The sequence below is a fragment of the Parageobacillus sp. NEAU-HV-2 genome, from assembly GCF_059115485.1.
Genome location: NZ_JBXUJJ010000003.1, coordinates 376,773 through 390,388, shown reverse-complemented (window position 1 = coordinate 390,388; position 13,616 = coordinate 376,773). Strand labels below are relative to the sequence as shown.

The following is a 13,616-nucleotide window of genomic DNA, read 5'->3' as shown; positions in this document are numbered from 1 at the left end:
AATGCTTTCTCCTTAATCGACGAATATGCAGTTTCAAAAGACGAAGATTGATAGACAGGGGGGGATAAACATGGCGGCAATGAATCTCGGCTATATGTTAAGCCGTTCAGCAGCAGCCTATTCGGATCATTTAGCCATTATTCACGGTGACTTGGCGTTGACGTACCGGGAGTTTAACGAGCGCGTCAACCGGGTCGCGAGCGCGTTTCGCCAGCTTGGTTTAGAGAAAGGAGACAGGGTGGCTATCTTTTCGCCCAACCGCGCAGAGATTCTGGAAGTGCTTTTTGCGACATGGAAAGCTGGCCTGGTGGCTGTACCGATGAACTTTCGTCTCCACCATGACGAGGTGCGCTACATTTTGAACCATAGCGAAGCCAAGGTTCTTGTGTACGCAGGTGTTTTTCAAGATGCGATCGGTCGCATTGCTGGGGACCTGTCCGCAACCCGTATCGCAGTATGTCTAGATGGCCTGAAAGAGAAGGGGCGGCAAGCTTTCCAAACGGTTCTCGACTATCGTGAACTTTTGGAACACGGGGACGATGCCGAATGGGTGGAGCCGGTTGCTGGGGACGATTTGGCGTGGCTCTTTTACACCTCGGGAACTACGGGGCGGCCGAAAGGGGCCATGTTGACGCACCGTATTCTATTGCTGATGACTTTGAATGTCTGTGCGGATATTTATCCCTTTGGGCACGATGACATTGGATTGCATGCAGCACCGCTCACTCATGGTTCCGGTTTGTATGCTCTTCCCCTCATCGCCAAGGGGGGAACGAATGTGATTCTGGACGCACCAAGCTTTGATCCGGAAGCGGTGTTTGCTTCGATTGAGAAATACCAGGTCACCGTGCTTCCATTCATGGCGCCGACCATGGTGAAGCGCCTGATCGAATCGGAAGCGCGCACCAAGTACGATTTGCGAAGCCTGCGGTGCATCATTTACGGCGGGGCTCCGATGTATGTAGAGGATCTGGTCGTAGGGCTGAAGGCTTTTGGACCAGTGTTTGCGCAGATTTACGGACAAGGCGAATGTCCGATGACGATTACCGGCCTCAGCCGGGAAGAGCACGATCTAAATCGCACTGAACGCCTCGCTTCTGCCGGTACTGCCCGTTTAGGAGTTCAGGTGCGCATTCAGGACGACGACGGCAATGAGTTGCCTCGGGGGACTGTCGGCGAGATTGCCGTTCGAAGCGATCTTGTCATGAAAGGGTATTGGCGCAATCCAGAGGCAACGAACGATACGATCGTGAACGGGTGGATGCGTACAGGGGATGTCGGATACATGGACGAACAAGGTTACCTCTACATCTTAGACCGGACAAAGGACATGATTATTAGCGGCGGGAACAACATCTATCCCCGTGAGGTGGAGGAGGTATTGTTACGTCATCCGGCCGTACAAGAGGCTTGTGTTTTCGGTGTTCCGGATCGGGAATGGGGAGAAGCGGTAAAGGCGGTTGTGGTGCTGAGGCAGGGACACATGGCCACGGAAGAGGAGTTGATTGCCTTTTGCCGGGATCATCTAGCGAGTTATAAAAAACCTCGATCGGTCGACTTCATCGAAGAACTGCCAAAGAATGCCTACGGCAAAGTACTCAAACGTGAACTCCGCGCTAAGTACTGGGAAGGGAATACGCGCATGGTATAGGAATAATTTTGGTTTCGTATTGCCAGTAGATATGGAGAGATATGGAAAGGAGGAAGTTCTATGAAAAAGAGCCGCATTCTCTTTGCCAGCCTTGCTGGTTCAGTAATCGAGTGGTATGACTTCTATTTATATGGCACGGCCACCGGCTTGGTTTTTTCAACTCTTTATTTTCCAACCCATGATCCTGCCGTTTCGCTTCTTTTAGCTTTTGTCACCTTCGGAGTCGGTTATGCTGCCCGGCCGATCGGCAGTATCTTGTTCGGCCACATAGGTGATCGACTAGGGCGGAAGGCGACGCTCATATATACTCTTATTGGTATGGGAGGCAGTTCGATGCTTATCGGTCTTCTCCCAACTTATGAACAAGTCGGTCTTCTGGCCCCGATTCTATTGGTAGCACTTCGGCTCATTCAGGGAATTTCCTTAGGTGGTGAGTGGGGAGGAGCCATTCTGTTGGCAACAGAATATGCTCCAAAAGGAGTTCGCGGGCTTTACGGTTCGATTCCCCAATTAGGGGTTCCGCTCGGTTTGGTTGCCGGTACCTTCAGTTTTACGCTCATCAGCTATTTAACTACCAATGATCAGTTTATGAGCTGGGGATGGCGGATTCCTTTCCTCTTAAGTGCAGTGCTTATCGGTTTGGCGATCTGGGTCCGGAGCGGTATAGAGGAAACCCCAGTCTTCCAAAAGCAGAAGGAAAGTGGAAATCTTGCGAGGGTACCGATCGTCGAAACGCTTCGCAACGACGGAAAAAACGTATTGCGTGCGATCGGACTGAAAATTGGCGACGGGTTCTTCAACGTCTTTGCCATGTCTTATGTGCTTGCCTTTGCCACTGTCTATTTGGGTTACTCCCGCGATACAGCCTTAACTGCCTTGACAATTGGCTGTGCTACGATGCTCGTTACCATACCGATTGTTGGTTACCTTTCTGATTTTATCGGTCGGAAAACGATCTATATCGGAGGTTTGACCCTTCTGTTCCTTCTCTCGGTTCCTTATTTTGCCCTGATCGGAAAAGGGGCCGGCTGGCTGTACTTCATGCAGGCGGTCATGCTCGGAATCATCTGGGCAGCTGTTTTTTCCACACAAGGGACATTGTTCTCTGAGTTGTTTCCGGCCAAAGTCCGTTATACTGGGTTATCGGTTGGTTATCAGTTTGCCGCAGCCATTGTTGGTTTTGGACCTACGATTTGGACTTCAATGGCGAAATCATTCGGCCCATCGCCGTGGGTATTTGGCGGGTTCATGATGGCGGGGCTTGCTCTCTCTTTGGTACTAAGCGTGTTTGTACCTGATGCAACAAAAACGGTCAACTCGCGTTACGATGAGAGCGTGAATATCGTTGAAAGCTGACGAGCCGGCTAGATCGAAAATCGAACGAATCACTTTGTTCGTTATTCTGGCAACAAAATTAATGGCTTGGGAGATTACTCCCTTCACCAAAAACGCCGTGATCCCTTTTGTAACAAGGGAAGCGGCGTTTTTGCTTTTTTACATTGTGGATTCGGATGGACATTTGGTATGGATGTCTAAACCTAGACTGAAAGCACGTTATTACAAAGGTGGAGAAAAACAAGGCAGAAGTATTTTCTTTTCTACTGTTTTTCATACGCCATTTGGTAGTATTTTCTTTCAAAATTAGCTAAAATAATTTATATAAAATATTTGGAAAAATAAAAATTATTTTTCTGTCAAAAGATAAACATGAATAGACTAGTGTTCAGAAAAAACGGACGAGGAAGGAGCCCAGTTTCCATTAAAGATAATTGGAAGCAGAGCGCTTGCAAGCGCTTTGCCCCATACATAAGTCAATAGTTAATTAAAAACTAGGAAATGAAGGGGAGTTTCAAATGACCACTCAACAATCTAATGTGCGTGTAGCTGTTGTGCAAGCCGCTTCCGTGATTATGGATCGAAAAGCAAGTACAGAAAAAGCGATTTCGTTAACGCAACAAGCTGCAGAAAAAGGCGCAAATATCATCGTATTTCCAGAAGCTTTTATTCCAGCTTATCCAAGAGGGCTTACTTTTGGAACGACTGTCGGAAGTCGTTCACCAGAAGGACGAAAAGACTGGCTTCGTTACTGGGAAAACTCGGTAGCCGTACCAAGTGAAACAACAGAACTATTAGGAGAAGCAGCCCGTAAGGCGGGAGCCTATCTCGTTATCGGTGTCATTGAAAGAGATAACGAGTTTAGTAGAGGCACTCTTTACTGCAGTGTTTTATTTTTTGGACCAGACGGCACTTTGCTTGGAAAACATCGAAAGCTAAAACCTACAGCTTCTGAACGAATCATTTGGGGAGAGGGTGACGGCAGCACGTTGCCTGTTTTCGATACCCCATACGGAAGAATCGGGGCGTTGATTTGTTGGGAGAACTATATGCCATTAGCGAGAGTGGCGATGTACGCCAAAGGGGTTCAAATTTATATCGCTCCGACGGCAGATGCTAGAGAATTATGGCAGTCTACGATTCGTCATATTGCAGCGGAAGGAAGATGTTTCGTACTATCCTGCAATCAGTATGTCACGAAGGATATGTACCCGACTGATTTAGCTTGTTATGAAGAATTGGCATCATCTCCTCACGAGATGTGCGCTGGAGGAAGCGCCATTGTAGGCCCATTAGGAAACTATATTAAGGAACCTGTCTATGGCAAAGAAGACATTCTTATAGCCGATTTGGATTTGCGGGATATCGCCTATAGTCAATTTGATTTTGATGTAGTAGGGCACTACTCAAGACCTGATGTATTCCAGCTTTTAGTAAATGAAGAGAAGAAAGATAGTGTGAAATGGATAAAATCTGACATTTCGCAACCGTAAATTCTTGGTGAAGTGATAGCCTATACGTGAGACATGAACCTCCTTGTAGGATGGCATGGTGACACATCTATTCTAACTAAGGAATCGGGTTCGTGTCTCTTTTTTAGATAATTTGCTCAATACAGTTTTTTATTGAATCGCTCATTTTACTCGCAATGGAATCGAAATCGTTCCTTAGCCTGAATTTGATGAAGCAATGGACAGCTCAAAATAAATCCAAATATGGAATTTTTCCTTCTTTCTTTATAACATTATTAATATTTGATAGAAAATGTTGATAAAATAATCGTGGATTTGTATGGAATCTTTTTTGTGCCCTAAAACAGACGAAAAGATATGGGAAAATGGATGCTTCTTTTATTGATCGGTTTCTCTTTTTATATTTTGCATAGTGCATTAGAAACTTTGTCGGTTAAATTTTTGGGGAGATCGGTAGTATGCAGGAATTATATGAATTAGCACGATTAATCGAACAAAAAAATAGAATAGAAAGAAAAATAACAGAAATAATTAGGCGCCCCGCGTTAATCGGGCATGTTGGAGAGTATATTGCTGCGAAAGTTTTCGGCATTTCGTTAGTGGATTCGGCTTCTAATAAAGGATTTGACGGATATTTTACCAAAGGGAATCTAAAAGGGAAAACGGTAAATATTAAGTTTTACACAAAAAACGAAAGATTGTTAGATATAAATCCGAATAGGTTGCCTGATTATTATTTAGTATTGACAGGAGATTTGCGTTCGGCGGCTTCCTCCCGTGGATGGACGAGACCGTGGTGTATTTCCTACGTGTATTTATTTGAGGCATCAGCGCTGTTAGAGCAACTAAAAGCGCGCAATGTCAAAATCGGGATAGCGACAAGCGTCGCCGGGCGATATTGGGAGGATGCGGAGATTTTTCCTTCTTCCAAAAATTCGTTATACACGTTAACTAATGAACAAAAAGAATGGTTAGAGTTGTTTTCATTACAAAGGTAGCAAAGAGATATTTATGAGAATTATAGAAGAAAGGATTGAAATCTATGGAAGCCGTATTAGTTTCATCATTAGAAGAGGTATTAGAAAATGTAAAACAGTTTAATAAAGATTTGCAAAATGAAACAGATATTGTTCAACAACTAACACAGTTCAAACATTGGTATTATATTTCTGATTTGCAAGCTTTCGGCCCAAGCAAATATATAGGATATAAAGATATGAATACCGCCAAATATGCAAGAGGAAAAGGAAAAACAGGAATAGATACGGAAAAAGTGTTGAAGCAATGGTTTGTGAAGCTTCCAAAAGAATCTGTTCGCAGCCAAGAATTGATGAGCGAGCTTGAAAAATTGCTTGAACAATATGGAAAGAAAGTCCGCAGTAATGCGGTTATTCATGTATTAAAGAGAGAAGGGGGGATGAAGTAAAAATGAAAATCGCGCTAATTAGTTGTACGAAAAAAAAGAGAAGTTATCCTTGTGCGGCAAAGGAAATGTATGAACCATCTTCTTTATTTACCAAAGCGGTAGCATTTGTCGAGAAAAAAGGATATGACGATTGGTTTATTCTTTCCGCCAAATATGGATTGCTCACAAAAGATATGGTCATTGATCCGTATGATGTGACGCTCAATCAAATGAAAGCGCTAGAAATAATAGCATGGTCAGAGAAAGTATTTCGACAATTAAAAGCGATCCATCCAACAGAAATCGATTTTTTCGCCGGCAAAAAATACCGGCATTATCTCATTCCAATGCTTGAAAGTCAAGGAATAAGATGCCGGGTACCGTTGCAAGGCATGAAAATCGGCGAGCAACTGGAGTTTTATAGTAAAGCGCTAAATGAATAATTAAATAAATCCCGCCAACAACATTTATCATGGCGGGAAGAAAAAAACATTGAGAATATGAACTTAGGATAGGTGAAAAAATTCCTTTATCGTTTCTTCTACTTTTTGAAAATATTCTTGAACAGACACAGGGACAATAAAGATTTTATTCTTCTCAATCTTTTCATAGTCAATATGCCAAATAAACGATTTGCTTGGAAGGAAAAAAGCTACTTGATCCAAAGCGGATCTATTTTTGACATAATCGGATTCCATAAAAGCGAAATTGTTTAATTCCTGGCCATTGTCAAGAAAGTCCTGTAAAAATAAACGCATGGTGGACGGAACCTTTTCATCTCGTATCGCTTCAAGAAGAACTTCCGGTTCTGATGTATGAAGCTCATCAAACAGCTTATCGTTTATTTCCATAGGCAAGATATCTTCGGGCTTCTTTCTTCTAGTATTTGAAGCAAAAAAGTGACAAAGCAAGTTAAACAATCCTTTTTGAGGATCATGAAATGAAAAGGAATGTTCGTTTCCTTTCACATGTTGAACTAAAGTTTTGGAATCATGAACACGGTGCAGCAACAATACGTGTCTTTTTTTCATATCCACGCATCGAACTTTTTCTCTGGACTGTACTAGCAAGTGAATTAAATTTTCTAATCCCGGAACTAATAAAGATTCTCTTGTCACATCTAAATAACCTTTCTGATGCAGCAACTGCTCTACTTCACGGATAAAACGTTTTTCTTCTTCTTCATTTTCTACTAAAGTAGCGTCGTTTAATATTTGGCTGGCTATTTCGCTGTATCCGCATAAAGCTAAAGCAGAAACTAGTTCGTTTATGGATAAAGTAACGGTTCCATTTGTACTCATGTAATCGCATCTCCTTCAAAAGTATTCACTTATAGCTACATCAATCATATACGCCAAGAACCACAAAAGATTGCAAAATTAGTACAAGAAAAGTTAAGATCGCAAATAGTTTATTGAGCAAAAACGGCATTTTGGATAGAAGTAATTGAATATAATGGTTAAAGCCCATAATAAATAATGCACTGTATTTAAAAAAATAATTAAATATACTTTTCTGGTCATTCTCTATGTTCACATTAGAATAATAATAAGCAATAACAAAACGCTGAATAAATATGGATACAAAAGCGCATACCCAACTAACTGCAAGCCACACTGGAAGATAGATGCTTGGATAAGGCATATCGAAAATAAGACCTAAAGAAATAAGAGTTGCTAGGCAAAAAACTAAGGCCATTCCTATCCATTCATTTTTTTCTCTTTTTTTGAAGATAGATTGAATGATTCGGTTTATACGGACCGGTTCATAGAAAAAGCAAGCAGGAACAAAAAGCAAAATAAACAAGAGTTCAAAACCGGAAATAAAAATGAAAACCATGATTGAACCGTCTTCATCCCAGTAATTTTTATTGATGAGAAGTATAGCGAGAATGAGAAGTACAAAGAGATTACTCTCTAAAAAAAAGGCTGCTCCTCTTTTAATAGAAAAATTTTTTTTGTTCTTTTTTTTTAATGGAAATGTGCGAACTTGTTGTTTCAATTTAGAACTTGGAAATAATACTTTCATTATATAAATATCTCCTTTATTAAAGTGATTTTGAATTGAACGGTATCTACCATCTCAATTTTTATTACACTAATTAAAAAAATCCGCAATAAACTTTTCCGCGTTTGCTAAAGAATCACTTACCATTTCTGTAACGTTTTCAATGCCTTCTTCAATTTCTTTTCCAACTTCCTCCACACCTTCCTTGATTCCCTGTACAACTTCTTCAATTTCGCGTCCGACTTTTTCGCCAAAGTCTTTTGCCGCATCTTCTATCAACCATGACCCAACAATACCAACTCCGGCACCAATAGCTCCGCCAATAATTGTTCCTGGACCTGGTGCTATTAATGAACCTATATATGCTCCTGCAGACGTTGTAGCAGCAACACCAACATCAAGTCCGAGACCTGCCGAAAATCTCCCGAATTTTTCATACAAAGATTTATATTGATTCTCGTCACTGAAAAATTCACCTGCATTTGTACCTAATGAGAACCATACCCCTGCTAATGGCAACCTTTTAATAAGTTTTGATATAGATTTAACATCTGTAAATTGCCGAACGGTGCTTCTAATATCCACTTTTGCATTGTATTGTTTTAATAAGCTTTCATCAAAGACAAGGATTTTGTGTTGTTGTGCGACGATTTTCCCAAAACTGATTTTATTTGTTTTCGGATACAAACCAATAAGGTCGCGTAAAACGCCGCTTGGTGCATTGTGATATTTTGCTAAAGCTCTTTTAATTATATTGCTAGAGTTTTTATCTCCTTTTTCTAATAATTGGTAGATTCTTTCTGCAAGCTTTGATTCGTATTTTTTATTTGCTCCTTTTAACCACGTTTGGGATGCTTTAATAATAAAATTCCCTTTTCCATCTTTGGATAAAGTTAATAAACCTGTACGGAGAACGTGAACTGCAACCAATCCTTTTGCAACACTAAGCGCGCCGTTAAATTTGCCGAGGGAATCGAGCCATTCGGCGACGGCGCCTACAAAAGTGGAATCTCCCTCTTGTACAGACAGCTCAATCGCATCATCAATCATTTCTTTGAACGTATCTGTTTCGGAAATGAAATTTTCGATTTCTTTTATTTGTTCTTTACTTAAGAAAACGCCGCCTTTTGTCCATTCGTGCAGTTTCTGGGTGAATTGACGAATTTGAGCGAGCTGCTCTTGCATGGGTGTCAGTTCGCTAGAGATTTCTTCATCAAGCTTCGCCAGTTCATGGACAGTTTTTTGAGCGTGACTTTTTGCCGATGCGATTTGATGCTGAAAAGGAAGAATTTGAATAGGAGTGCCATGAACCAAATCTGCCACGTCTAAAAAATATTGATGGATGCTATTGACCGTTTCCTCGGTAAAGTTTTCTAACTGATTAAGGCGTGTTTTTACTTCTGCTTCGATAAATTGTTCGCTTATAAAACCGCTATTTGTTTCAAAATGTTCGATCTTAGTTAAAATGTCTTCTAGGATGTCTAAATACTGATAAAGAAATTGATGCAGCAGGAGAATGGCAGGGATATGCAAAGTAGCAAAGTGTTCTTTAATCGCTTCACCGCCTTCCCCCTCTAAAGCATCGTCTAAATGGATTATTTTGTTCACAGCATCGCGAATAGCGAGGATTTGTTCTTTTTCTTGCTGTTTTTGACGGATCAATTGATTGATTTCATGTGAAACTTCCGATACTTTTAATACCCTCATCATCTTGACTCCCCGTTATATGGTCATCTTTTTGGCAATATTTCGGTCTGTCTCCGCAAGATTCTCAATATGTCTGCGAACATCGTTCTCAATGTGTAATAGCGTATTTTTATAATCGGTAACGATTTGATAGTAAAGGTCTTCAATTGCTTTTATTTTTGTGATGAAATCAAGAGAGGAAACCGGGAACGATGGATGTGAATGATTAGTATTTAATTCGCCGATTTTACGTTTTAGCTCGTCTAATGACGCTTCAACTTCCTTTAAATGGACTTTAATTTCTGTCATTGTAATCCCACCTGCTTACTGAGCCTTTAAATGAGCCAACTGGCTTCGTTTTGAAGAAATAGAGTTGGAAATGCTTGTATTCAGCGCTTCTAGTTCCGATATCTTTTTGGAAATATCATTTAAAAGGCTTTCCGTTTGCTGAATAATGCCTGTGTACGCGTAATTGATGCCGTTTCTTATATCTAAAAACATATCGGCATATTTGCCTTGCCATGTATAGGGAGTGAGCTCGGGGTCAAATACAAGTGGTTTGTGATCAACCAATTCACTAAGTTCATTAGATATGCCGCTTTCAGCTTTTTTTAACCGTGCAATTTTTTCGTAATTATGTCGCAATTGGTCTTCAAGATTAGAAATATCATTATATAATTGGTGAATGACGTATTCTTTTTCCTCCATATTCATCATCTTCCTTCAAAATAAATACTGTTTATAGAAAATATGGAATCCCATTATATATTTTACACAGCGTTTGTTTTCCAAGAAATATGAAACAGGAAAATTAAGGATTTGGAATCATTTTCTTCATAAAAATATGATAAAAAATACCTATTTGATTTTTGAAAAAGTTGTTCAATCATCCTGTGTTTGAAAAAGAAACGCCCCTAAATGAGAAATTTCTTTTGGTGTGTCCGGTATGGGTACAGTCTATAGGTGGATGGTCCTGAGTTGTGAAGGAGAAAGAGCTGTTAATTTGGTGCAAGGGTGCCCGTGGCAACGCGGAATCGGAAGGAAGCGGGCGCAAACTTCCGGCCTAAGGGACACCGTATACCGAACGGTACGTACGGTGGTGTGAGATGGCGAGGGGCAGCCCAAGGACAATTGCTAATATTGTATCGTAAAAGGTTTTTAAGCTGTTTTAGATGATTACAAGATTTTACCTAACAAATGGCTAAAGTTGAGTTATAATTTCGATATAAATATCATAACAAAAGCAAGGAGCATGAATATGAACAAACGTCTTCTATCCGTATCTGCACTTAGTTTTCTCCTGTTTCTTGCCATATGGGCCGCGGTGGCGGCGGGAGCAACCAATGCGATAGATCAGCGGCTGCTACAATTGTTTGATTCATGGGACTGGTTAGATGGCTTTACGATATTAGGCTATGGCTATTTCATCGGCATTGCCAGCATCCTGCTTGTGTTGTTTTTATGGTTTTGCAAACGCGATTATTACGGCATGGTGCTTGTGCTGGTTGCTGTCGGCGGCGGTTACGGGCTGAATACATTTATTAAGGACCTTGTCGGACGGGCGCGGCCGCCATTTGCGCAAGGGGTGTACGGGTTTAGCTTCCCGAGCGGCCACGCGATGGTCGGCAGCATTTATTTGTTGTTAATCGCGTACTTTCTAAGCAAAGAGGTAAAGAAAGCATCACAACGGTGGATGATTTTTTTCATTTTCGGCCTTCTTGCATTATTGACAGGGCTTAGCCGCTTAAGCCTTCAAGTTCACTACCCGTCTGACGTTTTGGCAGGGTTTTTGTTAGGGATTGCTTATCTTTCTGTTTGCATTTCTGTTTATCAATTTGTTTATAGTAGAATGCCGGTTACGAACAAAGGGAGTTTTAAAAAATAATCATCAATGGAACGTTTTACGGCAATACGGTCGTGTATGGAATTGAATCGTATTTTGTTCCGGAAGGAGAAGGGAAAAAATGGCAGGAGAAGGCCCGCTTTGCCTATGTGCGCGTTAGTGAGGACGGAGATGCGCTGCTCGAAAAGATCAGCAGTGAATGAGGGAACCATTTCCTCATGAAAGGGAATATGTTTGGTAAAGCTAATTCGAAAAAGGAACTGTTCTTCGAATTAGCTTTTTCTTTTTCGCAGAAAGGAAAAATTAGGGAAAATGTCCTAATCAAATCAGGAGTAAAGTGGTATATACAACTATACCATAAATTGCTATTCTATAAAAAATGAAAACCCTTCCAATATCTCTGCTTCAACATTTTTTGCCCCAAGAAAATGCACCAGGAGAAATACGTTTTTTCTATTAGTTATTTTGATGAAAAGGAGGCTGCTGATGAGCAATCGGTCTATTTCCATCGTTTTGTCGTCTGTAATGTTAGGATCAGTCATCATTTCTTCACCCCCACCTGTTTTCGCAATATCCCATGAACATCCATCTCCCACGATGGAGCAAACTGAAAAGAAAGTATACAAAACAACTCAGTCCAAAATACAAACACCTTTTTCTTGGGATCATCCCGGCCCCGTTTCTCCGGTTATACACCCGGGATCGCCTAAAGCGGCTGGCATGAGGGAAGAACCTTTACGGGAAATCGATCAAGTAATAGAACAGGCGATGCGTGACCGTGTTATCCCAGGGGCAGTTGTTTATATTGTTCGGAGAGGAATCATTGTCAAACACGAAGCGTATGGATACGCAAAGCGATATGAGGATGATGTGTTTACCGAATCCAAACAGCCGATATCGATGCGGGAAGATACTATTTTCGATTTAGCTTCTATCAGCAAGCTGTTTACGACTACCGCGGCGATGAAACTTTATGAGCAAGGAAAGTTTTCTTTGGATGACCCTGTCGCTAAGTACATACCGGAATTTGCGCAAAACGGAAAAGAAAAAGTAACCATTCGTCAATTAATGACCCATACTTCCGGACTTGCGGCATGGATTCCTCTATATAAAATGGGAACCAATCGCGAAGACCGTTTGCAAATCGTGTTTGCACAGCCGCTTGAACACCCGCCGGGAACCACGTATACATACAGTGATTTGAACATGATTACACTAGGAGCGCTGGTGGAGCGGCTGTCCGGTTTGCGCCTTGATCAGTTTGTGTATAAATACATTACGAAACCGCTTGGCATGAACGATACGATGTATAATCCCCCTCCACACTTAAAGACGCGAATTGCCGCTACGGAATACCAGCCGTGGACCGGAAGAGGGCTTGTCTGGGGAGAAGTCCACGATGAAAACGCGTGGGCGCTGGACGGGGTGGCCGGCCACGCGGGAGTGTTTTCAACCGCTCACGATTTAGCAATTTTTGCTTCAATGTTTTTGCAAAACGGAAAGTATGGCGGTAAGCGGATCCTGCAACCGGAAACGGTTCGGCTATTAATGGAAAACCAAATTCCGCAATTCCCTGGCGACGATCATGGATTAGGATGGGAACTTGCTCAAGGGTGGTACATGGATGCGCTGTCGGAAAGTACCACACTGGGGCATACGGGATATACCGGTACATCGATCGTAGTAAGCCCGAATAATCATGTTATTGCTATTTTGTTGACAAATCGTGTGCATCCTACGCGGAATACCGTGTCTACAAATCCGCTGCGCAGACAAGTTGCCCGTTTAACGGCGGATGCAATTCCGATTGCAATGCCTCGAAAAGAACAAGCTTGGTTTGCCGGATATGGTGACGGTTTGAATGCGGTGCTATCGACAAATGTAACATTAAACGAACAAGCAACATTAACCTTTGATACATGGTATCGAATCGAACCAAACGTTGATTTTGGCGTGGTGGAAGTATCACAAGACGGCATTCATTGGACGCAAGTTGGAGAATTATTGACAGGCAGCAGCGGGGATTGGATAACAAAGACCGTGACAATTCCAGCACATACTGTCTCGATTCGCTTTCGCTATCATACCGATGTTTCTGTCAACGGGCGTGGCTGGTATGTAACGAATATTTGTCTTACGGATGAGAACGGTAAGAAGATGAAGGCAACATGGGAAAGCAGTGAGTGGGAACAACGTTCATTTTGAGATTGAGGAGGA

General features: G+C 41.7%; 15 protein-coding genes and 1 pseudogene. 10 read left to right on the top strand and 6 right to left on the bottom strand.

Annotated elements, in window-relative coordinates; translation table 11 throughout:
- Positions 1 to 70: 70 nt before the first annotated feature.
- The 7 genes from AC1WMD_RS08280 (at position 71) to AC1WMD_RS08250 (ending at position 6,306) form a co-directional block, all read left to right on the top strand.
- Complete coding sequence (locus tag AC1WMD_RS08280; RefSeq protein WP_494256653.1) at positions 71 to 1,651, top strand: acyl-CoA synthetase; 1,581 nt, start codon at positions 71 to 73, stop codon at positions 1,649 to 1,651.
- Positions 1,652 to 1,711: 60 nt separating this feature from the next.
- On the top strand, positions 1,712 to 3,007 hold the full coding sequence (locus AC1WMD_RS08275; RefSeq protein ID WP_494256651.1) for an MFS transporter: 1,296 nt from the start codon (positions 1,712 to 1,714) through the stop codon (positions 3,005 to 3,007).
- Positions 2,997 to 3,296: a hypothetical protein gene (locus AC1WMD_RS08270; protein ID WP_043905109.1), complete on the top strand. Its 300-nt coding sequence runs from the start codon at positions 2,997 to 2,999 to the stop codon at positions 3,294 to 3,296. The genes AC1WMD_RS08275 and AC1WMD_RS08270 overlap by 11 nt, the downstream gene beginning before the upstream one ends.
- Positions 3,297 to 3,504: 208 nt before the next feature.
- Complete coding sequence (locus AC1WMD_RS08265; protein WP_043905108.1) at positions 3,505 to 4,479, top strand: carbon-nitrogen hydrolase family protein; 975 nt, start codon at positions 3,505 to 3,507, stop codon at positions 4,477 to 4,479.
- Positions 4,480 to 4,916: 437 nt separating this feature from the next.
- The gene (locus AC1WMD_RS08260) at positions 4,917 to 5,456 is read left to right on the top strand and encodes a DUF6998 domain-containing protein (protein WP_494256650.1); all 540 of its coding nucleotides are present in this window, start codon (positions 4,917 to 4,919) and stop codon (positions 5,454 to 5,456) included.
- Positions 5,457 to 5,500: 44 nt separating this feature from the next.
- Positions 5,501 to 5,884 (top strand): hypothetical protein, encoded by a 384-nt coding sequence (locus AC1WMD_RS08255; RefSeq protein WP_043905106.1) that lies wholly within the window; start codon positions 5,501 to 5,503, stop codon positions 5,882 to 5,884.
- 2 nt (positions 5,885 to 5,886) lie between these two features.
- A complete protein-coding gene (locus AC1WMD_RS08250; protein WP_494256649.1) occupies positions 5,887 to 6,306 on the top strand; it encodes a DUF6884 domain-containing protein in 420 nt (139 codons plus the stop codon).
- Positions 6,307 to 6,369: 63 nt separating this feature from the next.
- Here the strand turns inward: AC1WMD_RS08250 and AC1WMD_RS08245 are convergent, their stop codons facing one another.
- From AC1WMD_RS08245 to AC1WMD_RS08225, 5 genes are all read right to left on the bottom strand, one after another.
- Complete coding sequence (locus tag AC1WMD_RS08245) at positions 6,370 to 7,164, bottom strand: hypothetical protein (RefSeq protein WP_494256648.1); 795 nt, start codon at positions 7,162 to 7,164, stop codon at positions 6,370 to 6,372.
- Positions 7,165 to 7,204: 40 nt separating this feature from the next.
- Complete coding sequence (locus AC1WMD_RS08240) at positions 7,205 to 7,891, bottom strand: hypothetical protein (RefSeq protein WP_494256647.1); 687 nt, start codon at positions 7,889 to 7,891, stop codon at positions 7,205 to 7,207.
- Positions 7,892 to 7,960: 69 nt separating this feature from the next.
- Positions 7,961 to 9,580, bottom strand: coding sequence for a T7SS effector LXG polymorphic toxin (locus AC1WMD_RS08235; protein WP_494256646.1), 1,620 nt, complete (start codon positions 9,578 to 9,580; stop codon positions 7,961 to 7,963).
- A gap of 12 nt (positions 9,581 to 9,592) precedes the next feature.
- On the bottom strand, positions 9,593 to 9,865 hold the full coding sequence (locus AC1WMD_RS08230; protein ID WP_494256644.1) for a YwqI/YxiC family protein: 273 nt from the start codon (positions 9,863 to 9,865) through the stop codon (positions 9,593 to 9,595).
- Positions 9,866 to 9,880: 15 nt separating this feature from the next.
- On the bottom strand, positions 9,881 to 10,264 hold the full coding sequence (locus AC1WMD_RS08225; RefSeq protein ID WP_494256643.1) for a YwqH-like family protein: 384 nt from the start codon (positions 10,262 to 10,264) through the stop codon (positions 9,881 to 9,883).
- A 550-nt stretch (positions 10,265 to 10,814) separates the two neighbouring features.
- On the opposite strand from AC1WMD_RS08225, the gene AC1WMD_RS08220 reads away from it, so the two are divergent.
- Together AC1WMD_RS08220 and AC1WMD_RS08215 are read left to right on the top strand one after the other, a co-directional pair.
- On the top strand, positions 10,815 to 11,441 hold the full coding sequence (locus AC1WMD_RS08220) for a phosphatase PAP2 family protein (protein WP_494256642.1): 627 nt from the start codon (positions 10,815 to 10,817) through the stop codon (positions 11,439 to 11,441).
- A pseudogene (locus tag AC1WMD_RS08215) lies at positions 11,438 to 11,602 on the top strand (GDYXXLXY domain-containing protein); the annotation flags it as partial. The gene AC1WMD_RS08220 and the pseudogene AC1WMD_RS08215, both read left to right, overlap by 4 nt.
- A gap of 162 nt (positions 11,603 to 11,764) precedes the next feature.
- Here the strand turns inward: AC1WMD_RS08215 and AC1WMD_RS08210 are convergent.
- Positions 11,765 to 11,944: a hypothetical protein gene (locus tag AC1WMD_RS08210; protein ID WP_186003978.1), complete on the bottom strand. Its 180-nt coding sequence runs from the start codon at positions 11,942 to 11,944 to the stop codon at positions 11,765 to 11,767.
- Here AC1WMD_RS08210 and AC1WMD_RS08205 point away from each other — a divergent pair.
- A complete protein-coding gene (locus AC1WMD_RS08205) occupies positions 11,886 to 13,604 on the top strand; it encodes a serine hydrolase domain-containing protein (protein WP_043905099.1) in 1,719 nt (572 codons plus the stop codon). The two genes, AC1WMD_RS08210 and AC1WMD_RS08205, sit on opposite strands and share 59 nt — an antisense overlap.
- The last annotated feature ends 12 nt before the right edge of the window (positions 13,605 to 13,616 follow it).